Origin of the sequence: Burkholderia sp. GbtcB21, assembly GCF_019091065.1 — a bacterium.
Lineage (GTDB): Bacteria > Pseudomonadota > Gammaproteobacteria > Burkholderiales > Burkholderiaceae > Burkholderia > Burkholderia pyrrocinia_C.
This window is the reverse complement of record NZ_JAGXKA010000003.1, coordinates 47,170-68,538: the sequence shown is the minus strand read 5'-3', so window position 1 is coordinate 68,538 and position 21,369 is coordinate 47,170. Positions and strand designations below refer to the sequence as shown.

Here is a 21,369-nt window from a genome sequence, read left to right as displayed (position 1 = left end):
TCCGTCAGTCCCTGCTGAGAATGTGAATCGCCAGCGCTGCTTCCTCGACGCCCTGCAATCCGCCGCCGTTTTCCTGGATCGCATGGCGCGCGCCCTGCACCTGGCGCCCGCCCGCCTCGCCGCGCAACTGCGTGACCAGCTCGTACAGCTGCCCGATGCCGGTCGCGCCGAGCGGATGGCCCTTCGATTCGAGGCCGCCCGACGTGTTGATCGGGATCCGCCCGCCGAGCGTGAATTCGCCCCGCTCGGCAGCCGGGCCGCCTTCGCCGAACGGCACGAAGCCGAGGTTCTCGGCCTGGATGATTTCGCCCATCGCAGACGCGTCGTGCACTTCGGCGACGTCCATGTCCTCCGGCCCCACGCAGGCCTGCTCGTAGGCCTGCAGCGCGGCAAGCCGGCCGATGTGCTTGTGCGGCTCGTCGATGCGCCGACGCGTGAAGCTGCGCAGCACGCTCGCGGCGATCCGGATGCAGCGGCTGCGATCGGCGCCGATGCGCTCCAGCCCTTCGTCGGTGCAGAGGATCGCGGCCGCCGCGCCGTCCGACAGCGGTGCGCACATCGGCAGCGTGATCGGGTACGTGATCGGCGCCGCCGCGAGCACCTCGTCGATCGTGAACGGCTGGCGGAACTGCGAATACGGGTTGTGCACCGAATGCCCGTGGTTCTTCGATGACACGGCGGCGATCTGCCGCTGCGTCGTGCCGTACGTGCGCATGTGATGCCGGCACAGCGCCGCGTAGATCTTCATGAAGCGGCTATACGGGCGGTCGGATTCGGAGCCGGGCGGCGACTCGATCCCTTCGCCGAGCTGCGCGAGCATCGCGAAGTTTTCGTCGATGCGCGACACGTCCCAGCCCGCCTCGAACAGCGCGAAGGATTTCGCCTTGTCCGCGACGTTCATCTTTTCCGCGCCGAGCGCGAGCGCGACGTCGCACGCGCCCGACTGAAGCTGCCGCACGGCCAGGTGCACGGCCGTACTGCCGGACGCGCATGCATTCTCGACGTTGAACACCGGAATGCCTTCGAGGCCGATCTTGCTGAACACGACCTGACCCGGAATCGACAACTGCCCCTGCAGCGGGCCGTTGGTGATGCCGGCGTAGAACGCCGCGCGAATCGCATCGGCATGGCAGCCCGCGTCGCGCAACGCACGCTGCAGCGCCTCGCGCGCCAGGTCGTCGAGGCTACGGTCGAGGTGCCGGCCGAACACGGTCATCGAAATGCCGGCGATGTAGATGTTGCTCATCGTCTGGAATCCATATGAAATGGGCTTATATCCTGCGCTGCTGGCCCTGCCAGTACTGTTCGCGCAGGTCCTTCTTCAGCACCTTGCCGGCCGTGCTGCGCGGCAGCGCGACGACGAAGTCCACGCTCTTCGGCGCCTTCACCGAGCCGAGTTTCTCCTTGCACAGCGCGACGAGCTCGTCCGCGCTCACGTGCTGGCCGGCATTGAGTTCGACGACGGCCTTCACGGCCTCGCCCCACTTGTCGTCGGGCACGCCGATCACCGCGCAGTCCTGCACCGCCGGATGTGCCCAGATCACCTGCTCGACCTCGCTCGGATAGACGTTGAAGCCGCCGCTGATGATCATGTCCTTCTTGCGGTCGGTGATGTGCAGATAGCCTTCCGTATCGAGATGACCGATGTCGCCGGTGTGCAGCCAGCCGTCGACGATCGTCTCGGCCGTCTTGTCCCGCGCGTTGTAGTACCCCTTCATCACGAGATCGCCGCGCACGCAGATCTCGCCGGTCTCGCCCTGCTTCAGCACGTCGCCGCGATCGTCGACGATCTCGACGCGCACCAGCGGATTCGGGCGGCCAACCGACGACAGCCGCTCGTCCGGTGCGAGCCGGCCGTCGACGAAGTGCTCGGCCGGCGTCAGGTACGAGATCGACGCGGGGGCTTCGGTCTGCCCGTAGCCGCCCGTCATCACCGGCCCGAATACATCGATCGCGCGCTTGAGCTTCTCGACCGACATCGGCGCCGCGCCATACAGGAAGTAGCGCAACGACGAAAAATCGACGTTGTCGATGCCCGGGATGTCGAGCAGCCGGTAGATGACGGTCGGCGGCAGGAAGAACTCGGTCACGCGGTGCTTCACGATCGCGCCGAGCAGCAGCGCGGGGTCGGGCTTCGGCAGCACGACCACCGTGCCGCCACGCGCGGTGCATGGCAGCGACAACATGCCCGCCGTGTGCGTCATCGGCGCCGCGGCGAGATTCACCGGCCGCTCGGCGCCGTACGTCATCGCAATCATGAATTGCGCGAAATACGTCTGCAGCGAGCGGTGCGTGTTCATCACGCCCTTCGGCGCACCGGTTGTGCCACCGGTGGCCGACAACGCGACGACGTCGTCCATCGCGTATTCGACGGCCGGCAGCGTCGCCGGCTGGCGCCCGCTCCAAGTGGCCAGCGACGGCGCCCACGACAGGTCGGCGTCGAGGCACACCCACAGCCGGATCTTCGGCAGGCTCGGCCGCAGCGCGTCGATCGCGGACGCGAACGCCTGGTGGAAGAACAGCACTTCGCAGTCGAACGCATCGAGCACGTACTGGTTCTCCGCAGGCGCATTGCGCCCGTTCACCGGAATGTACGCGAGCCCGGCCCGCCACATCCCGAGCGCGCAGCTCCAGCCGATCACGTCGTTGTCCGCCCACACAGCCGCCTTCGTCTCCTTCGCGAAGCCGGCGGCAAGAAGTCCGTTGGCGATGCGGCACGACAGCTCGCCGATCTCCTGGAACGTATAGCTGCGGTCGCCCTGGATATAGGCAATGCCGTCGGGATTGATGCGCCACCCGCGGTCGTAGAAATCGATAATGGCCATTTCACAGGTTCCGTTGAGTCTGTACCGGTAATGCGGCGGCCGTCACAGTTGCGTGACCGTGGCGCGCGCGAGCCCGCGCTGCTCGAGGAAGCCGAGCAGGTAGCGATGGCCGAACGCCTTCGAACCCGATGCGAAGCCGACCTTCGCGGTATCGCCGTCCAGGAGCTTGATGGCGCCCGCTGCATGCAATGCACCGGTTGCGATGTACGGCGTGATGCCATGCAACGTCGCGCGGACTGCGTTAAGGTGGCCACGACCGATCGCGAAGTCGACCGTGCGATGAAGCGACGTACGCTCGCGCGGTGGCATCGACGGCGTCGTCGAATCCACGATCTGCTTCAGCACTGCGTCCTGCTGTTCGCGCGGCAAGTGCTTGTACTCCGCATCCCATTTCTGGCCGAGCGCATGCACCATCTGCATCGCGTTGTTATCGTAGAAACCGACGGACGAGATACAGCTGCGCACACGCGCGTCATGCTCGAAGTACACCGGCAGGGACGTGCCGCCCCACGGCAGCGAGAACACCGGCTGAATGAAATCCGGGGAGACGATGCTGAACGAAGCGTGCTGTTCGTGCGGCACCAGCTGCTTTTCCCACAGATAGCAGGCTTCCTGTCGATACCCTTCGAAGATGGTTGCCGTCGAACCGACACTTACGCCGGCGCCTGCGCCCCGCGGGCCGCGCGTAAGCGTTGCGGTTTCCAGCGCATCGATGCCCGGCGTCTCGAGTGCCAGCTCCGCGGCAATTTCCGCGAACGAGTACATGTACGCAACCGAAGGGGACAGCAGCAGCCCTGCCTGCCGATACAGTTCGCCGAACTGTTCGCGGACCTGGCGGATATAGTGCTGTTCGCCCGTGGTGTCGAGGTAATGACAACCCGCCTTGAGCGCTGCTTCGACAGACACCAAACCGAAATTGAAGAACGGTCCGACCGTGTTGCATACGACCTTTGCGCCACGGAATGCGTTGACGAGCGAATCGACGCTGTGATCCGCTTCGATGATCTCGAAGTTCGCCGATTCGAGGCGCACGACGCGCTGCGCCATCATTTCCTTCGTGCGGCCCGCGTTGCGCGCGACCGCGGTGAACGGGATGTTCTGGTCGATCAGCCAGTCCATGATCAACATGCCGGTGTAACCGCTTGCGCCATAAACGACGACGGGGTGCTTAGCCATGGTTGTCTCCTGAAACGTACGTTGTTCAAAATCGATTCGGCCGAACGCCGGGTACTGCCGCTTCACATCCGGGGGGTGTTTCTTTCATAGAACACATTACCAATCTTAGGTCACTATGACAAAGTAAGCGGCAAAGAAAAAGGCAGGGTATTCCCGGTCCTGTCGCGCGGCCGGCATCATCGGGCCGCACCGTCGGCACTGCCCGGCGACAGGCCGGCCAGATAGTGCGCAACTGCGCGCGTGTCGTCGCCCGACAGTGTCGCGGCGACGCCATTCATCGCGCCGCCCGGATCGTGGCGCTGGCCCGATCGGAACGCCGCGAGCTGCGCCTCCAGGTAAAGCTGCCCCTGGCCCGCGAGACGCGGTGCCTGGTCCCTGCCCGTCAGCGCCGCGCCGTGGCATGCCCGGCAGCTTCTGGCCTCCACCAGCGCCATCCCGCGCTTGTCGAGCGCGGCGTCGGCCGGCACCGTCTCGTTACGCGCCGACGCCTGCCGTGCGAAATAGGTCGCCAGCGCGTCGATCTTCGCGTCGTCGAGTTCGCGCGCGAGCGGCCCCATATACGCGTTGCCGCGCCGGTCGCTCGCGAACGCGCGCAGTTGTGCGGCGAGATACGTGGCCGGCTGCCCGGACAGCGACGGATACCACGCGTTCTGCGACTGGCCGTGCACGCCGTGGCAGAAGAAGCACGTCTCCTGCGGCTGCGGCCACGCGCCGCCATTGGTTTTGTCCGCGTCGCCGATCGCGGCCATCGCCTTCTGGTAACGCATGCCGTCGACGAGGTCGGGCCCGAACAGCACGCCTGCCGCCACCACACCGGCTACCGCAAGCGCGGCGCCGATCGTCAGTGTTCGTTTCATTCAGGCCTCCCTGCCGCGGCCGGCCAGTTTGCCGAGCGCCTGCAGCGCCGCGCGATGCCCGGAGCGCACCGCACCGTCCATCGCGCCTGGCCAGAGGTCGGCCGTCTCGGTGCCCGACCAGATCAGCCGGCCGACCTCAGGACGCAGGAACTTGCCCCACCTCGTCCAGAAGCCGGGCGGCAGCGGATGAATGCACTGCAGCGTCCATGGATCGACGCGGCCCCAGTCGTAGTCGTGAAACTGCGTCGGATGCAGCGCCTTGTCGCCGAGCGCGCGAGCAAAGATCGCCGACAGCGTCCGCTCGGCGCCCTTCGGGTCCGTCGGCAGCGCGCCCGGCGCGACGAATGCGGCGAGCACGCCGACCGAACCGTCCGGCGGCGAGTTGTCGTACGCCATGAAGACCGGGCCGCCGACCTCGAAGATCTGCCCGTTGTAGCCGTCGTCTCGCCAGAACGGACGCTCGTACACATGCACGGTCTTGCGCATCGGCGCGTTGGCCGGCCAGTTCCGGTGCAACTGCGCGCGGCCGTCCGGCAGCGGCGGATCGAACACGATCTGGTTGCACAGCGCCGGATTGAGCGCGACGATCACGCGCCGCGCGCGGATCGTGCCGCGATCGGTCTGCAAGTCGACCACCTCGCGATCCCATCCCGAGATCTTGCGCACCGGGCAGGACAGCTGCACCTTCGCGCCTAGTTCGTTCGCCATCCTGACGCTCAATACCTGTGAGCCGCCGACGAAGCGCGTTTCCTGCGCGCCGCCCTTGATCGATTCGAGTTTCGCGTAATCGCAGTCGGCACTGTTGATCATCGACAGGTAATGCAGCAACCCGAGCTGCGCCGGTGCACCGCCGAGCGACAGCTTGGCCGCGACGCCGAGGAAGTATCCGTCCTCGTAGGTCACGCCCTGCTTGAGCAGCCAGTCGCCGTAGGTCAGCTTGTCGAGTTCCGCCGCATGCCGTGCGGTCCAGGGCTCGCGGGACGGCACGCCGCGCGCGAGCGCGCCGAGCTTCGTGCCGATCGCGTCGTCGCCGCCCGAGCCGCCGTGAAGATCCTGCGCGACGCGCGCGTCGCCGGCCAGCACGACCGTCTTGCCCGCGTACCAGGTCGGGAACGTATCGACGCCGAGTTCGCGCGCGAGATCGGCGATCGCCGTTTGCCCGGGGCCGATCCACTGGCCGCCGGCTTCGGACACGACGCCGTGCCCGAGGTCGTGGTTGAAAGTCCGGCCGCCGACGCGATCCCGCGCCTCGACAACGACGAACGATTCGCAACCGGCACGCTTCAGGTCGCGCGCGGCGGTCAACCCGGCGAGCCCGGCGCCGATGATGACGACATCGAACACGCCGCGCTCCGCCGAAGCCGACGCCGTGCTTTCCGCGAACGACATCTCTCCGGCCGCGAGCGACGCGGCGCCCACGGCCGCGACGCGCAGTACCTGTCGCCGGGTCTGCGGGTCCGGCTTGTGCTTGCGATTCATCTTGAGTGCTCCATCCTTCCAGGCCTTTTTAGTGGATTCAACTCACGGCGCAGCCAGCACGCCGTCCTGCGAAAACAGGATCGGCTTGCCGCGCGCATCGATCAGCGTCGCGGTGAGCGTCGCGCGATCTGCGCGCTGCGCGACGTCGAACGGGCCGCCTGCGACGCGCTGCGCGAGCGTCAGCCCGTCGAGCCCGACGCCGACCAGCCCGCCGCCGGTCGCGACGAGATCGGTGATCGAGCTGCGCGTGCCGGATTTCAGCGCGGCCCACGTCGCGCCGCCGTCGTGACTTTCGAAAAGGCTGCCGAGCAACCCGCCGACCACGATTCGGCCATCGGGCATCGCGACGCCCGACCACAACGTGCCCTTGCCGCCGGTCGGCAGATAGGTCCAGTTCGCACCGCCGTCGGCCGACTTGAGCACCATCCCCTGTTCGGACACGATGTAAAGCGCCTGCGTGGCGTCGGCGAACACGTGATAGAGATTGCGGTCGGCCTTGCCGCCGCCCGGTGGCTTCGGCAGCGTCGTGCGCGCCCACGTCTTGCCGCCGTCGTGCGTCTGCAGCATCAGCGACCACAGGCCGACGGCAATGCCGTCCCGCGCGTTCGTGAACAGCACCGAGAACAGCGGTTGGTCGACCGACGTATCGAGCCGCTGCGTGACCCACGTGTCGCCGCCGTCGTCGGTCGCGAGAATCCCGCCCCACTGGCCGACGGCCCAGCCGTGCTTCGCATCCGCGAACGACACGGCCGACAGCGTCGCCGCTACCGGCACGCGTTGCGCCTGCCGCCAGGTCTTGCCGTCGTCGTCGGACAGCAGCACGATGCCGTGCTCGCCGACCGCGACGATCCGCGATCCGGCGCGCGCCGCATCCATCAGCATCCGGTGCGTCGGCGCGGCCCAGGCATGCGCGGGCTTCGCGGCCCAGGCCGCAACCGTTCCGTCCTGCGGTTGCGCGAAGGCCGCCGCGGCGGCGCAGAGCGCGGTACAGGCAACGAGCGTCTTGATCATGGAAGAACCTCCGTAGTGGTATGCGCTGGCATCAGTGGCTGAACAGCACCGACCAGCCGGCATGCGCGACGCCGAGCGCGACGACGGCGGGCTTGTCGGCACCCTGCGCGGCCGCCGACTGAGGTCCGGCGTCGCCGTCGTTTGCCGACGGGGCCATAGCCGGTTCGTCGACCGCGACGTGGCGCACACCGACGCGTTGCGCGTCGGTCGCGAACGTGCGGGCCGGCGCGGGTTGTTGCGCAACCGTTTCATGGAAGCGTGCGAAGCCTGTCGCCACGAGGCAAAGTGCGCCGCAAACAGCAAAGGTCTTGACCATGACTGGATCTCCGTCGGGACGTGCGTCTACTTCAGTGGCTGAACAGGCCTGGTGCGCGGGCCGGCTTGCGGCGCGGGAACCAGCGTTCGAGCAGCGACGCGAGCGCGGGCAGCGCGGTCATCGCCATCACCAGATTCACGATGAACATGAATGCGAGCAGCTTGCCCATGTCGGCCTGGAACTTGAGCGCCGAGAAGCTCCACGTCGCGACGCCGATCGCCAGCGTGATCGCGGTGAAGATCGTGGCGACGCCCACTTCGAGCATCGCGTGCTGCACGGCCTTCACGATGTCCTGCCCGCCCGCGAGATGCACCTGCAGCCGGTTGTAGATGTAGAACGCGTAATCGACACCGATGCCGACCGCCAGCACCATCACCGGCAACGTCGCAACCGTCAGCCCGATCTGCAACTCCTTCATGAACCAGTAGCCGATGAAGGTCGCGACCGACAGCGGCACGCAGCACGCGAGCATCGCGCGCCAGTCGCGGTAGGCGAGGAACACGAGCACCAGGATCGCCGCATACACGTAGAGCATCATCGGCAGCTCGCTCTTCTCGACTTCGTCGTTCGTCGCGGCGAGCACGCCCGCGTTGCCCGCGGCCAGCCGCACCGTGATGCCCGGGAACGGATGCGACGCGCGGTATTGCTTCACGTCGTCGAGGATGCGGTTGATCGTCGTCGCCTTGTGATCGGTCAGGAACAGATGCACGGCCGTCATCCCGCAGTCGCGGCTCATGAAGCCCTTCAAGCGCGACACGTCGACCGACACCGCGCCGTAGTTCTCGGCAGCGATCGGCACAACGTTCATCTTCGGGAAATCCTCGTTGTAGCCCTGGTTGTACGCGCGCAGCATCGCCGAGTACGATTGCACCGACACGACGCCCGGCTCGGTCTTCATCGCGGCCGAAAAGTCGTCCTCGTACAGGCCGACCGCCGGGTTGTCGCACGCGTGGCCGGTCGATTCGATCGCCACCGTCAGCCAGTCGAGGCCCATGTCGTAGTTGCCGGCAATCGACGTCGCGTCGCGGTTGAATCGCGCGTCCGCACGCAGTTCCGGCGCGCCCGGCTGCAGCGTGCCGATCACGCGATCGCGGCTTTGCCACGCGGCGAGCGCGAAGATCGCCACCGTCAGCGCGACGGTGATGCCCGCGTACTTCGGCTCCGCCACGCGGGCGAGCACGCGCAGCGGCTTCGCACGCTGCTGCGCGCGCTTCAGCGAATTGTCCGCATAGGTTTTCGTGAAGTTGAAGCACGATGCCGCGACGGGCAGCAGGATCAGGTTCGTCACGATCTTGTACGCGACGCCGAGCGACGCGGTAATCGCCAGCTCGCGCACCATCGGGATCGGGATCAGCAGCAGCGTGATGAACGACACGAACGCGGTGATCAGCGCGAGCACGCCGGGGATCAAGAGGCCGCTGAAGCTGTGGCGCGCCGCATCGAACGAACTCTGCCCGTGCGCGATCTCGCGGACGATGAAGTTCACCTGCTGCACGCCATGCGACACGCCGATCGCGAACACGAGGAACGGCACGAGCACCGCGAGCGGATCGAGGCCGAAGCCGAGCAGCTTCAACGTGCCGAACTGCCACACGAGCGACGTGAGCGAGCACGCGACCAGCAGCACCGTGAAGCGCACCGAATGGCAGTACCAGTACACCGCGAGCGTGGTCAGCAGCAGCGCGACCGCGCAGAAGCCGAGCACGGCCGTCGCACCGTCGGCGATATCGCCGATCTGCTTCGCGAAACCGATGATCTGGATCTCGTAGCCGGCATCCTCGAACGGCTTGCGGATCTTGTCTTCGAGCAGGTGATTGAACGCCACGTAGTCGAGCACCTTGCCGGCGCTGTCCCGCTCGTTCAGCTCGGCCGTGATCATCGCGCTCTCCTCGCCGTGCGACACGAGCGTGCCGACGTAGCCGCCGAGCGTCGTCGCGCGGCGCACGCGCGCCACGATGTCGGACGTCAACTGGTCGGGCGTGACCGTGCCCGGAATGATCGGCTCCGCGCGAAACCCTTCGTCGGTCACTTCGTTGACGAACGCGTTCGGCGTCCACAACGAACGAACGCCGATCCGGTCGACGTTCGGCAGGTACGTGACGGCCTGCGTGACGTCGTACAGCCGCGTCAGCCCCTGCTTCGACCAGATCGAGCCGTGCTTCGCGCGCACGACCACCGTGATCCGGTTCGCGCCGAGCAGGTCGTTCCGGTATTGCTGGAACGTGCGGATGTACTCGTGCCCGATCGGCATCTGCTTTTCGAAACCGGCATCCATGCGCAGTTGCACGGCGAACACGGCCATCGCGACGGTGAACAACGCGATCGCCGCGAGCACGATCGCGCGGTGACCGAAGAAAAGCCTTTCCAGGCGACTGACCAGACGATTGAGCACGACGTTACCCCTTCATGTATTCCGGTGGCGTACGCCACCTGCCACCTGCCGCTTGCCACCCGCCGCCGTCAGAAATTCCGCGTGACGAACAAGCCGACGAAATTGCGGTCCGCGTAAGGCTGGCCCACCGTGTTGTGGCCGCCCCAGAACGAAGTGAAGTTGATGCCGGCCTGCCAGTTCGGCGGGTTCTGGTTGAACAGCACGTAGACGTTCACCGACTTCGCGCCCTGCATGTAATTCGCGGTGAAGGTCGGCGTGTAGCCGTACAGGCCGGTGCTGAACGTCACGCCAGGCGTGACCTGCCAGCCGGGGATCAGCGAGCCGTCGTAGGTCCAGTTGAAGTCGATCGTCGCGCCCACCGAGCTCGAGGTGCCCTGGCCCATCCCGATCGGATAGCCGGCCGCCGACCCGTTGTTCAGCCACGGCAGGTAGCCGGCCTGAGGTACCTGCGTGACGGTCTGGCCGTCGATCGTGCGCGTGACGCCGCTGGATTTCAGGCCCGGGTAGTAGATCCACGTCAGTTCCCAGGTCAGCGCGGCCGAATCGGCGCCGAGCAGCTTCAGGAACGGGTATTCGCTGCGCGTCAGCGCAAGCAGCCCGTTGATGTCGTACTGGAATTTCTTCTTGTCGGCCCATTGCTGGCAGTTGATGCCCGCCACGCCGTTCGTGTTCAGGTCGAGCGGGCCGCCTGCGCCATAGCAGCTCGACAGCGCGACCGCGTCGCGCGGCCGGTACGACAGCTCGGTGCCGATCGCCCACGGGCCGAGCCCGAAGTTCGCGCTGACGCCGAACAGTTGCCGCCGGCCGAGATATGACCATTGCACGGTCCCGTTCGCGAGCGACGCGAGCACCGGCGACTTGTCCGTGTAGTTCAGGTAGTAGAACGCGAAATTCGCGTCGAACGAGCGCGGCGAGTAGTTGAACTTCACGCCGAACTGCGGCCGGTATTTCGCCGGCAGGTTCGTCGTGCTCGGCAGGCCGATGTCGTTGAACGGCGGCCCTGCGTACGTGCCGTTCACGAGCCCGTTCTTGATCGCGTTGAGCGTGTCCTGGTTGCCGGCGGCGCCCGGCCCGCCGATCGCGTTGGCGATCGTGCCCGCGCTCGGGCCGGTCACGTTCAGGTTGTTCGTGTTGATCGTGAACGGCTCGGCACCGCGGCCGAAGCCGTTCGTCACCGACCAGTACGAACCGACCGGCGGGTAGCGATTGCCGTTCCACTGGAACTGGTAATACGCCTCGGTGCTGAACCCGTGCGACAGGTCGGCAGCGAAGCTCGCCATCGGCGCCGGCAGCAGCGCCTGCTTGAGCTGCGAGCCCGGAATCAGCAGCTTCTGCACGTCGATCGAGTTGGTTGCGTTGATGCCGCTCTGCGCGAACATGCTCTCGCCCCAGTTGATCACCTGGTTGCCGAGCCGCACGTGCGCGTTGCGCCCGCCGATCGTGAAATCCTTCTGCGCCCACAGGTCGAGCAGTTGCGCGTTGTACACCACCTGCGCGGCCGCGGTGCTCGACAACGGCGTGCGGTTCGTGTTCTTGGCCATGAAGTCGTACATGCCCGTGCCGCGCACCATGAACTTCAGCCCTTCGCTCGGCATCTTCAGCAGCAGCTCGCTGGTCGCGCTGATGTAGGTGCTGAACGGCTGGCCCTTGCGGTAGTTCAGGTCACCGTTGTCCGCGTAGCCCCACTGGTTGGTGTTCGCGCCCGCGCCGCAGCCGAAGGCGTTCGGGTCGCCGGTGAGCGAGCAACTCGGGTTTTTGGTGCGAATACCGGCGCCGGCCGTCAGGTTCGACACCCACGAGCCCTGCAGTGCCCCGCCTCCCATCGTGAAATCGTACGCATAGGCGCTCGACGTCGCAGCCCCCGCCATTGCAATCGATACCGTAGCATTCCTTACTAATCTTGCCGATTCCATGATCCACCTCCGCCCCTGTTCGATGCCGGCGCACGATCGTTGCGCGCGCCGGTCCTTGTATCCGTCAGCCGGTGACCGTCACCGTTCGCTGACCGAGCGCAGCGATTCCGCCGTATAGAAATCCGACTTGAAGCGCGGATCGTCGGCCTGACCGAACCAGCGAATGTCCTTGCCCTGGCCGATCGACGACGCATCGAACACATAGCGGCCGTTGATCATGTCGTACTGCGCGAGCGGTTCGTTGTCGCAGGTGCCGCCGAGCTCCCATACCGGAATCGGGTAGCTTTCCCGCACCTTCCACAACTTGCCCTGCGCGTCGTAGTCCTCGCCGACGAGCGCGAGCCAACTGTCTTCGTCGAGATAGAACACCTTCTTCGACGCGACGTGCCGCGCGCTCGGCTTCAGCGTCGCTTCGACGACCCACACGCGATGCGTCTCGTAGCGACGGTTCGCGGCAGCGAGGCCGTCAGGCGTCGCGACGTCGTGCAGCTTGTTCTTGAACCGGTACATGCCGAACGCGTTGTACGGGACGAGCATTTCCTTCTTGCCGACCAGCTTCCAGTTGAACCGGTCGAGCGAGCCGTTGATCATGTTGGCCTCGTCGATCAGGTACTGGTTCTCGAAGCCGATCAACGGCGCGTCGTGCGTATAGGCCGGCATGCGTCGCACGCGGCGCTGGCCCGGGAAGTAGTAGTAGGTTTCCGAGTCCTTGTTGAAGTACTGCCGCTGGACGAAGGCCTGCCCGGCCAGCGCGGCCGGCGAGTTCATCTGGAAGTAGACGGCGGCGCTCAACTGGTCGACGTCCTGCGGCGACGCCTTGCCGAGCTTGGCCGACGGGAAGTAGAACGTCTGCGGACCGACCGCGTCGATCCATTCGCTGCTGCCGGGGCGCGGCGAAATGCTCGTGGCGACCTGCGCCCATTCGACGCCTTCGCCGCGATAGCGCATCTCGTAGTTCAGGATCGCTTCGATGCCGCTCTTCGGTTGCGGGAACGGCACTCCCGGCAACGCGGCCGATGCGAGGTTTTCACCGGTCGAATCCAGCTTCGCGGCCGTGAGGTTCGCCTTCGAATTCTGCTCGGCGGCATCCGGTAACTGGCATTCGCGGTGGGACGGGTAGACGTCCATCCGGTAGCCCTTCTTCTGCTTGATCAGCGCAACCTGGCCGGGCGACAGCTTGTCCGCATACTTGTCGACGTTCGCCGCGTCGATCGAGTAGAGCGGCTTTTCGTTGCGATGCTTCCAGAAATCGCCGCGCACCTTGCCCCACTCCCAGCCCGCATCGGGCGATTGCTTGCCGGCGTAGGCCGGCACCGCGCCGTCCTTGCTTGCCGTTCGATCGGCGCCGGCCGGTGTCAGGTCGTCCGCCGCGACGGCCGTGCCGATCGCGAGACATGCAGCGGCCGCGATCGCGGACACGGCCCAGAAACTATGCTTCTTCATCACGGTTCTCCTTCCCACTCCGCCTTCGTTCGCCCGTCGTGGGCGAAACGCGTTCACTCCGACCGCTTTCGTCGACCGACGATTGCGTCGCTCCTTGATCGCGGCCGGCCGGGGGTCCGGCCGGCCGACTGCCGATTGCATTGCCTTCTTCGATTCGCTCGTGCCTTTCCTTCAGGACTGCGATTCATATGGAACGCGAACCCGTCCTGAAATTCGTCGCTGCCGCCCGTCAGTCCTTGCCGGAACCGGCCACCGCTACCGCGCGGACCTCCACGCACAGGCCCGGCAGCGCCAGCTGCGTCACGCCGACCGCGGTCCAGGACGGATAGCGGTTCGGGAAATACTCGTCCTTGACTGCCGCAAAGCCCTCGGTCTCGCGCTGCAGATCCGTATGAAATGTCGTCAATTCGACGACGTCGGCGAGGCTCGCGCCTGCCTCCTCGAGGATCATCTTCAGGCACTCGAACGCGATCCGCGCCTGCGCCTGCACGCCGTCCGCCGGCTGCATCTGCGCGTCGAGGCCGACCTGACCCGAGACCCAGATCGTGTCGCCGACACGCGTCGCCGGCGAGAAGTGGTACGCGTCGTACCACGGCTGGAATGCGGGCGGAACGATCGATTGCCGCTTGGGGGTAGCTGCCATGATGAAAATCTCCTGGCTCAGACGAGTTGACGGAAACACGGTGCCCGGAACGGATCGCCTGCCTTCAACGCGGCGAGTTCCTCGACGAACAGCACGCCGGCGGGCGTGAAGCCCGAGCGGCTTTCATCGGGCAGCGGGCTGAACACCGCGTCGTCGCCGAAGAAGCGCAGCACCAGCGTGTGGCGATCGGGGAAATCCGCATCGACCGCGCCACCGCCGTGCAGCACGCCCGGATGGAGCAGCAGCACGTCGCCCGGCTTCGTTTCCCACGAGACGATGTCGTACGCGCCCGGCGCCGCGCGGCGTTCGGCTTCGATGTTCGGCAGGCGCGGCCACACGTCGCCGCCATGGAGCGGGTCGGTCGGGTCGTCGGCATTCTGGAACGTGGTGCCGTCGTGGCGCACGCCGTGATGCGAACCGCGTACGATCTCCAGCGCATTGCGCTTCGGCACGGCCTCGAAGCTGATCCATGCGTTGCCGAAGTGCATCCCCTGCCATGGCAGGTACGACGTGTCCTGGTGCCACGGCGAGCGCGCGCTCTTGCCGCCGCCCTTCATGAACAGCTCCTCCGCGAAGTACCACACGTGCTTCGAGCCCCACAGGTCGGCGAACAACTGCCCGAACGGCAGCGTGCCGACGAGTTCGTCGAGCCGTGCCTTCGCATACGGGTTCGCGTTGTCGTTGTGCGACTTGTACTCGGTGCCGTCGAGCAGCGTCGTCGCCATCGGGCCCGGGTTCTCCATCCCCCAGTCGAACACTGCGCGGCATTGCGCCAGTTGTTCGTCGTTGAGCACGCCTTCGACGAGAACCGCACCATCCTCGAAGAAAGCCCTGCGTTTGGCTGCATCCATCGTAGATCTCCTGATTCGTCCAACGATAGCCGGCGATCAACCTCGATTGCCGACCTTTTCAGTAGAACATGGTGACAATGTTAGGTCATCATGACAAAAATAAAATAAAGAAATAGACGGGGTATTCCCTGTTTTGTCTGCATGATCGAACGAGCATCGCGACGGGCTGCCGGCCCGTCATGGCAATCGGCTTTCGGCCTTCATACAAGCTTGCGACGAAGCGCGGCCGGCACGTGGTCGCAACGTCATCCGCGCACGCGGCCGCATACCTCTTGTCCGCGAAGATCGCGCGCGGCGCCGGGCAGGCGTTCGCGCGTCGCGTCGCGCCGCTGCGCACGGGTCAGGCGGGTCGCTTCCATCGGCACGCTCCGCCACCGCCACGGCCGGCCGGCTGCGGTCCACAAACCCCGGTCTATTTTTCAGTACAGCTACTCATTTCGGATACGACAACACGCCAGCACCGTCACGACTTCGCCCCTGTTCCCGCTCCAGCGCGCAATACGCGTAATAGATCACGACCGTGAAGTACGACCACGTGAGCAACGCGAGTACGTAGAAGTTGAACACGACATTGGTCTCGTCGCCCGGTATCTTGTAGAAGTCGTAGATGCACGCGATCGCCAGCGACGCGGCGAGCGCGACGAGCGTCGTCAGCGCATGAAACGCGTGCCCGGCGCGCAGCAGCCGCATCACGAAGCCGGCGAGATAGATCGCGAGCAACGTCCACATCGTCACGTAGAAATACGGCAGCGGGCCTTTCAGGAAATCGGCCGTTACCAGTGCGATCGTTCCGACGGTCGCGAGCACGAACAGCATCACGTCCTGCCACACCGACGGCCGGTAGCCGTGCGTGACGGTCATCAGGCCCGCGACGGCGATGACCGGCATCCCGAACCCCCGCGAGAATGCATCGAGAAAGTGCGAAATGGCGTACGACACCGGGGATTCCGTCGCGAAAAAGATCAGCGCATTGGTCGCGGAGATCGTGACGATCCACCATTCGAAGCCGAGCAGGAAGTTGCGCTTGCGGACGAACTTGAAGCCGTACACGCCAGTCGTCGTCGCAAGCGTCGCGCTGGCAAGACAAAGAGCAAGTGATCTGTGATCCATGGTGAGAACTCCCGAGGTCGATTGCTTTCGATGATTCACTGTTTGCCGGGGCCGACACTCGCGAGATAGGTCGCGACCGCCGCGCGATCGTCCGCCGACAGCGCCTGCGCGACGCGCTGCATCGTGCCCGTGGCCTCGCTGCGCGAGCCGTTCGCGAACGCGTCGAGCTGCGCGAGCAGGTAGTCGTAGCCCTGCCCGGCCAGACGCGGAAACTGCGCCTGCCCCGTCAGCCGCGCGCCGTGGCAGGCCGCACACGCGCCGCCCGTCACCAGTTGCTCGCCCTTCGCGCGCAGTCGTGCATCCGGTTTGAAATAGCGGTTGTCCGCCGGCGCCTGTTTCGCGTAGTAACCGGCCAGATGGGCGATCTCCGCTTCGCTCATGGTCATCGCGAGCGGGCCCATCGTCGGGTTCGCCCGTTGCCCGCTCGCGAACGCGCGCAGCTGCGCGGCGACGTATTGGGCCGGCTGGCCGGCGAGGCTCGGATATGCCTGGCTGAGCGACGTGCCCTTCACGCCGTGGCAGCCCATGCACGCGTCGGTCACGCGCGGCCACGGGCCGCCGTCGGCGTCGTCGGCTTGCGCCGTCGTATCGATATGGTGCTGCAGGCGATAGAAGCCGAGCAGCGCAGGGCCGTAGAGGGCCAGCAGCGCGCCCGCCACCACGAGCGCCGCGAGCAGCAGCATGCGTTTCTTCATCTCCGCTCTCCTATGCGCGACGCAGTGCGTTGAGCGCCTGAAGCGCGCTTTGGTGACCGGAGCGAACGGCGCCGTCCATATAGCCGGCCCAGATGTTCGCGGTCTCGGTGCCCGACCAGATCAGGTTGCCGCACGGCGCGCGCAACGCTTCGCCGTGCGCGCTCCAGAAGCCCGGCGGGATTGCCGATACGCACGTGAGCGTCCACGGGTCGGCGAGCCCCCAGTCGCGATCGTGGTACGACACCGGCGCGCGCGCGTCGTCGCCCCATGCCTGCGCGTACAGATCCATGTGCATCTGTTTCGCGGCCTGCGGGTCCGACGGCACCAGCGCATTCCGGACGAACGCGTTGATCACGCCGATTTCGCCGCCCGGCGGCGAATTGTCATAAGCCCAGAAGATCGGCCCGTCGGTCTGGAAAAGGTGGCCGTTCAAGCCCTTGTCGCGCCAGAACGGGCGGCGGTAGACCATCGCCGTCTTGCGCGCCGGCGAATGGGCCGGCCACGCACGCTGCAGCGCGCTGCGCTTTTCCGGCAGCGGCGGGTCGAACTGCACCTGATGGCACAGCGCCGGGTGGAGCGCCATCACGACCTGTTTCGCGCGCACCGTGCCGCGATCGGTCTGCAACGTGACGACGTCGCGATCCCAGCCGACGATCCGGCGCACCGGCGACGACAGGCGCACCTTGTCGCCCAGTTGCTGCGCCATCCGGGTGCTGAGGATCTGCGAGCCGCCGACGAAACGGGTTTCCTGCGCGCTGTGCTTGATCGAGTCGAGCTGCGCGTAATCGCAATCGGCGGAATTGATCATCGACAGGAAATGCAGCAGCCCCATCTTCGCCGGCGCAACGCCGCCCGACAGCGAGATCGACGCGTTCCAGCCCATCCGGTCTTCGGGTTTGATGCCCTGCTGCGCGAGCCAGTCGCCGACCGACAGCCGGTCGAGTTCGCCGGCCTTCGGCGACGTCCACGGCGTGGCCGACGGCACGTCGCGCGACAGCCTGCTGAGCTTCGCCGCGACGGCCTCGTCGGTGCCGAACGTGCCCTGCAGGTCGATCTCGGCGCGCCCGTCGCCGCCGAGAATGACCGTCTTGCCTGCGTAATAACTCGGGAACGTGCCCACTTCCAGCTCGCGGGCGAGATCCGCAACAGCCGTCTGGCCCGGGCCGATCCACTGGCCGCCGACTTCCGTCACATAGCCTCCACCCACGTCGTAATTGAGCGTGCGGCCGCCCACGCGATCGCGCGCCTCGAGCACGACGAAGGATTCGCAGCCCGCGTAGCGCAGATCGCGCGCGGCCGTCAGGCCGGCAAGCCCGGCGCCGACGATCGCGACATCGAGCACGTCGCCGTCGTTGCCGGCGGCAGGCACCGCATCGGCCTTCGCCCGCACCGTGCCGAGCGCAAGCCCGCCCGCCGCGACGGACGCGCCCGCGACCTTGAGCCACTGCCTGCGCTGCATGTCGGCCGACCCGCTGGTGGATGACTTCCTGGACATGATGTGTTGGTTACCGCCTGCAAATGGCGCGAGCGGCGGCCGCCTCGGCGGCACGCGGCCATCGCTCGCGCGGGATCTGACGACTGGATGCGACCTCGTTCCGCTTCACCTGCCGCCGGCCCGCCCACCTCGATTCCGGTGTGCGATCCAGTTCGCATTCCTGCCTGTACGCGTGCCGTATTTCCTTGTATCGATAAGGATTTGCCGGCCCCCTGAATTAGTAAATGTTGCAAAAGTTAGGTCATGATACATAAAACAAGATTGAAAAAAAAAGACAGGGTATTCCCCTGTCGCGATGCGAATCGTGCCGATTCTGAAAGGTCTGTGAAAGACGGCGCGCACGATGCGGATCGGTGGCGCCCGATGTCTACGTTCGATGGAACAGCCCGTGCGGTAGTATGGCGGCTCGATGGAACCCCGATGGATCTGAACAAGTGGCCATGCCCGATATTTCTTCATCTTCCGGCGCCGGCCAGGGCGCCCAGGCGCTCGTCCTCATCGCCGAGGACGAACCCGAGATCGCCGAGATCCTGATCGCCTATTTCGCGCGCAGCGGCCTGCGCACCGTACACGCCACCGACGGCCGCCGCGCGCTCGAACTCCACCTGTCGCTCAAGCCCGACCTCGTGCTGCTCGACGTGCAGATGCCGCACGTCGACGGCTGGAAGGTGCTCGCCGAGATCCGCCATCGCGGCGACACGCCCGTCATCATGCTGACCGCGCTCGACCAGGACATCGACAAGCTGACCGGGCTGCGCATCGGCGCCGACGACTACGTGGTCAAGCCGTTCAATCCCGCCGAAGTCGTTGCGCGCGCGCAGGCCGTGCTGCGCCGTTCTATGGCCGGCTCGCGCCACGAGGAACAGCGCGTGCTGCGCGCCGCGCCGTTCGAGATCGATCTCGAACACCACGAAGCGACGGTCGAGGTCGGCAGCACACGGCACACGCTCGTGCTGACGCTCACCGAATTCAAGCTGCTCGCGCAGCTCGCGCGCGCGCCGCGGCGCGTGTTCAGCCGCGCCGAGCTGATGGCCACCTGCCTGCCGGAAGGCGATGCGCTGGAGCGCACGGTCGACAGCCACGTCAGCAAGCTGCGCAAGAAACTCGACGATCTCGGTGTCGCGGGCGTGCCCGTGAGCGTGCGCGGCGTCGGCTACAAGCTGTGGAGCGGAGATTGAAACTCGACGGGCTGAGCCGCCAGATCGCGCTGGCGATGGGCGCGATCGCGTTCGGCGTCACGCTGCTGGTCGTCGTGACGGCCTACGCGTTTTACTACGTTCTGTACACCTACTGGCCGGACGATTTCAAGCAGACGGGCTGGTTCCCGACCGGGCCGGAGTGGGTGTGGATCACTTCGACCGCGCTGGTCGGTCTCGTGATCTCGATCATCGTTGCGGTCAACCTGTCGCGGCGCATCCTCGTGCCGCTGAATTCGGTGACGGACGGCATCCGCCGCGTCGCGCGCGGCGATCTCGGCGCGCGCGCCGTCGCCGGCGACCGCTCGCTGCACGAAGCCGCGCGGCTCGCCGACAATTTCAACGCGCTCGCGAGCGAACTGCAGCGCGTGACCGACGAGCAGACGTTCTGGAATGCCGCGATCGCGCACGAACTGCGCACGCCCGTCACCGTGCTGCGCGGGCGGCTGCAAGGGCTCGCCGAAGGCGTGTTCACGCCGAGTGAAGCGCTCTACCGCAGCCTGCTCGCACAGGTCGAAGGGTTGACGCGGCTGATCGAGGATCTGCGCGTGGTCAGCCTCGCCGATAGCGGCCACCTGAGCATCGAGATTCGCGAAACCGATCTTGCCGCCGACGTGCGCGCCGTGGTCGACGTGTTCGCACACGCGCTGCAGGCCGCCGGCCAGCAGCCGGTGCTCGATCTCGACCCGCGGCGCATGTGCTGCGACCCGGTCCGCCTCCGCCAGGCGCTGCTGGCACTGCTGGAGAATGCGCGCCGCCATGCGGTGCCCGGCGCGATCCGGATCCAGACGCGCATCGAACACGGGATGTGCCGGCTGCGTGTCGAAGACGACGGCCCCGGCATCCCGGCCGATTTCGCGCCGCACGTGTTCAAGGCATTCAGGCGCGTCGACGAGTCGCGGCCCGGCGGCACCGGCCTCGGGCTCGCCGTCGTCGCGGCGATCGCGCATGCGCACCACGGCGAGGCGATCTGCGTGCCGACGGGCGCCGGCGGCACGCGGTTCGAGGTGCAGTGGCCCGACAACCTCGTGCCGGCGCCCGACAGCGAGCGGTTCCCGGCTTAGGGCCTGTTCCGGCCAATAACGGGCTTGCGCCGGCGCCGCGTTCCCGCGATCACGCGCGCGGTTCGCGCCCGACCTGTTCGAGCGGCGGGCTGAACCCGAGCACCGTGTACTCCGTCACGGACACCGTCCCCTTCCCGGCCGCGCCCTGCACCACCACCGCGCGCACGGCGCCGGCCCGGTCGAATTTCAGCTGCGTGCCGACGGTCGCGTTGCGCAGCGCCTCCAGTTCCTCGATCCGCGCAATCGCCAGCTTGCGCACCGCGCCGGACACGTACACCGGCAGGAACACCAGCGCGATGAAGATCGACACCGCGTCCTTCGACACGCTGTCGAGCATCGGCTGGCCCGACATCACGAGCGACAGCGACGTTGCCGCGACGAAGATCGCAAGCACGGTTGCGCCCACTCCGAGCGACGAGAACCGTTCGGCCGCCTTCTTCATGCGCGCCTTCACGAGTGCGCGCGCGGCCGCGGACGTCACCAGCCATTCGCGCTGCGCGCCGAAGAACCCGGCGATGCCGAGGAACAGCGTCGCAACCGCGCTGACGACGATGCCGCTGTACAGCGCGTCGAACATCACGCAGACGAATTCGAGCACGAACACGATGACCAGCGGAACCAGCAGCAGACGGAACGAATAGCCGCCGCGACCGTGCCCCTGGATCCACCATTTCACCGGCGACAGCTGCCAGAATCGGCTCTCCCGGTGTAGCGAAAGTTCTTCGTTGTCCGTCAATGTCTCACCCGTGGAGTTCCGTTGCGCCACCAGCACTGCGTTACCCGCGCCCGACCGAAATACAAATGAATACCTCAGGTTATCGATTGATCCCAAAGATTCATTAGACGGTGCCTCCGCCGCCGCGCGATGCTGGCCCCGCCAGTGAACGCGGTGTCATTGCAACG

The 21,369-nt window shown here is 66.4% G+C and carries 18 protein-coding genes; 2 read left to right on the top strand and 16 right to left on the bottom strand.

Annotated elements, in window-relative coordinates; genetic code table 11:
- Nucleotides 1-4: 4 nt before the first annotated feature.
- The 15 genes from KVT39_RS08360 to KVT39_RS08290 form a co-directional block, all read right to left on the bottom strand.
- Nucleotides 5-1,246, bottom strand: a complete 1,242-nt coding sequence (locus KVT39_RS08360) for a thiolase family protein (RefSeq protein ID WP_131948189.1) — start codon at nt 1,244-1,246, stop codon at nt 5-7.
- 25 nt (nt 1,247-1,271) lie between these two features.
- Nucleotides 1,272-2,825: an AMP-binding protein gene (locus KVT39_RS08355; RefSeq protein ID WP_217588470.1), complete on the bottom strand. Its 1,554-nt coding sequence runs from the start codon at nt 2,823-2,825 to the stop codon at nt 1,272-1,274.
- 42 nt (nt 2,826-2,867) lie between these two features.
- The gene (locus tag KVT39_RS08350; protein ID WP_131948191.1) at nt 2,868-4,001 is read right to left on the bottom strand and encodes a trans-acting enoyl reductase family protein; all 1,134 of its coding nucleotides are present in this window, start codon (nt 3,999-4,001) and stop codon (nt 2,868-2,870) included.
- Nucleotides 4,002-4,177: 176 nt separating this feature from the next.
- On the bottom strand, nt 4,178-4,858 hold the full coding sequence (locus KVT39_RS08345; RefSeq protein WP_217588468.1) for a c-type cytochrome: 681 nt from the start codon (nt 4,856-4,858) through the stop codon (nt 4,178-4,180).
- Nucleotides 4,859-6,337, bottom strand: a complete 1,479-nt coding sequence (locus tag KVT39_RS08340) for an FAD-dependent oxidoreductase (RefSeq protein WP_217588465.1) — start codon at nt 6,335-6,337, stop codon at nt 4,859-4,861.
- Nucleotides 6,338-6,379: 42 nt separating this feature from the next.
- Entirely contained in the window at nt 6,380-7,348 is a 969-nt protein-coding gene (locus KVT39_RS08335) for a YCF48-related protein (RefSeq protein WP_217588463.1), read from the bottom strand.
- Nucleotides 7,349-7,379: 31 nt separating this feature from the next.
- Nucleotides 7,380-7,664 (bottom strand): hypothetical protein, encoded by a 285-nt coding sequence (locus KVT39_RS08330; RefSeq protein ID WP_131948195.1) that lies wholly within the window; start codon nt 7,662-7,664, stop codon nt 7,380-7,382.
- Between the two features lie 31 nt (nt 7,665-7,695).
- A complete protein-coding gene (locus KVT39_RS08325) occupies nt 7,696-10,056 on the bottom strand; it encodes an RND family transporter (RefSeq protein ID WP_217588461.1) in 2,361 nt (786 codons plus the stop codon).
- 68 nt (nt 10,057-10,124) lie between these two features.
- The gene (locus KVT39_RS08320; RefSeq protein WP_217588448.1) at nt 10,125-11,969 is read right to left on the bottom strand and encodes a DUF1302 domain-containing protein; all 1,845 of its coding nucleotides are present in this window, start codon (nt 11,967-11,969) and stop codon (nt 10,125-10,127) included.
- 78 nt (nt 11,970-12,047) lie between these two features.
- Nucleotides 12,048-13,412 carry a DUF1329 domain-containing protein gene (locus KVT39_RS08315; RefSeq protein WP_217588446.1) on the bottom strand — a complete coding sequence of 455 codons (1,365 nt, stop codon included), beginning with the start codon at nt 13,410-13,412 and terminating at the stop codon, nt 12,048-12,050.
- A gap of 229 nt (nt 13,413-13,641) precedes the next feature.
- Complete coding sequence (locus tag KVT39_RS08310) at nt 13,642-14,055, bottom strand: RidA family protein (protein ID WP_047901979.1); 414 nt, start codon at nt 14,053-14,055, stop codon at nt 13,642-13,644.
- 17 nt (nt 14,056-14,072) lie between these two features.
- A complete protein-coding gene (locus KVT39_RS08305) occupies nt 14,073-14,906 on the bottom strand; it encodes a phytanoyl-CoA dioxygenase family protein (RefSeq protein WP_131948199.1) in 834 nt (277 codons plus the stop codon).
- A gap of 432 nt (nt 14,907-15,338) precedes the next feature.
- Nucleotides 15,339-16,016 (bottom strand): hypothetical protein, encoded by a 678-nt coding sequence (locus KVT39_RS08300; RefSeq protein WP_217588445.1) that lies wholly within the window; start codon nt 16,014-16,016, stop codon nt 15,339-15,341.
- A gap of 35 nt (nt 16,017-16,051) precedes the next feature.
- Entirely contained in the window at nt 16,052-16,711 is a 660-nt protein-coding gene (locus KVT39_RS08295) for a c-type cytochrome (RefSeq protein WP_217588438.1), read from the bottom strand.
- A gap of 10 nt (nt 16,712-16,721) precedes the next feature.
- Complete coding sequence (locus KVT39_RS08290; protein WP_217588433.1) at nt 16,722-18,206, bottom strand: FAD-dependent oxidoreductase; 1,485 nt, start codon at nt 18,204-18,206, stop codon at nt 16,722-16,724.
- Between the two features lie 440 nt (nt 18,207-18,646).
- Between KVT39_RS08290 and KVT39_RS08285 the strand changes: the two genes are divergently transcribed.
- Complete coding sequence (locus KVT39_RS08285; RefSeq protein ID WP_217588415.1) at nt 18,647-19,384, top strand: response regulator; 738 nt, start codon at nt 18,647-18,649, stop codon at nt 19,382-19,384.
- Nucleotides 19,381-20,466: an ATP-binding protein gene (locus tag KVT39_RS08280; RefSeq protein WP_217588413.1), complete on the top strand. Its 1,086-nt coding sequence runs from the start codon at nt 19,381-19,383 to the stop codon at nt 20,464-20,466. The genes KVT39_RS08285 and KVT39_RS08280 overlap by 4 nt, the downstream gene beginning before the upstream one ends.
- 49 nt (nt 20,467-20,515) lie before the next feature.
- On the opposite strand, the gene KVT39_RS08275 is transcribed toward KVT39_RS08280, so the two are convergent.
- Nucleotides 20,516-21,202 carry a hypothetical protein gene (locus tag KVT39_RS08275; protein ID WP_217588405.1) on the bottom strand — a complete coding sequence of 229 codons (687 nt, stop codon included), beginning with the start codon at nt 21,200-21,202 and terminating at the stop codon, nt 20,516-20,518.
- Nucleotides 21,203-21,369 lie beyond the last annotated feature (167 nt).